This window comes from Desulfofundulus sp. (assembly GCF_049701015.1).
Lineage (GTDB): Bacteria > Bacillota > Desulfotomaculia > Desulfotomaculales > Desulfovirgulaceae > Desulfofundulus.
In genome coordinates, this window is the sequence record NZ_JBNATZ010000285.1 from 2,013 (window position 1) to 2,997 (window position 985).

At 59.8% G+C, this 985-nt stretch carries 1 protein-coding gene; it reads left to right on the forward strand.

The features are described from left to right. The first annotated feature begins 76 nt into the window (after positions 1 to 76). Positions 77 to 799 (forward strand): SAF domain-containing protein, encoded by a 723-nt coding sequence (locus tag ACPLUI_RS13295; RefSeq protein ID WP_424660733.1) that lies wholly within the window; start codon positions 77 to 79, stop codon positions 797 to 799. Positions 800 to 985 lie beyond the last annotated feature (186 nt).

The following is a 985-nucleotide window of genomic DNA, read 5'->3' on the forward strand; positions in this document are numbered from 1 at the left end:
CTGTACGCAGCAAAAAACGGGGGCCGCAACAAAGTGGTAGTAGCTGAACAAAACTGAAAAAGGAGGGACATGTTGGATGCTAGAACTGCCGAAACTCAGTCTCAAAAAGAAGAACACTTCCTTCTGGGTGGCCGTGCTGCTAAGCCTGGCCGCCGCCTTCTCGCTTTACGCCACTTTCCACCTGGTCTACCGTCCCGTCAGGGTGGTGCTTGTGGCCAGGGAAGTCCGGCCGGGGGAACAGATCCGGAAGGACGCGCTCAGGGAGGGCACGGTATTCGCCGGCGACCTCGCTCCCGGAGCCGTCAGGTCGCTTGATGCGGCTGCAGGAAAATATGCCGCCTCGCCGTTATACCCCGGGGAACAGCTCATTGCAGGCCGGCTGGTGCAGGACCCCGATAAGGTGATGGGGGCTTTCAGCTACCTCCAGCCAGACGAGACGTACGTCGGCTTCAACTCTGAAGAAGCCCGCTGGCCGAAGGGCATCAAAGAAGGGGACACCGTCACGGCGGTGGCCGTGATGGACACCGGGGCGCAGGTCGTCGGCAAGAAGCTGAAAGTGATCGGCACCGACAGGCCCGTTCCCGTGCTGGGGCAGGTGCAGGTAATGAGACAGGCCGTGCCGGACAACGCCTCCACCATCACCATCGCCGTGCCGCGCAACATTGTGGCCGACCTGCTGTACGCGAAGGCCAAATCGAAAGCCTTCTACCTGCTGCCGGAACACCCCAAGCTGGTATTCCAGCAGGAAGAGGGAGATACTGTGTCGGCTGAAAGCAAACCCGGGCCGCAGAAACAGTAGGGGGGATGCTGGTTGGACTTCCGCGACATTCTAAAGCAGGTCAGGTACCGCGTGGTAAAAAAATACGGGAATTTGTTCCTGCAGGACTGCGAAGACCGTACCAGGCAGGAGGAAGTGATCAGGAAAGAGGTCCGGGAACTTGTGGGGCGGGAGGATCCTGCCCTTGAGAAGGAGGTCACCTCCTAC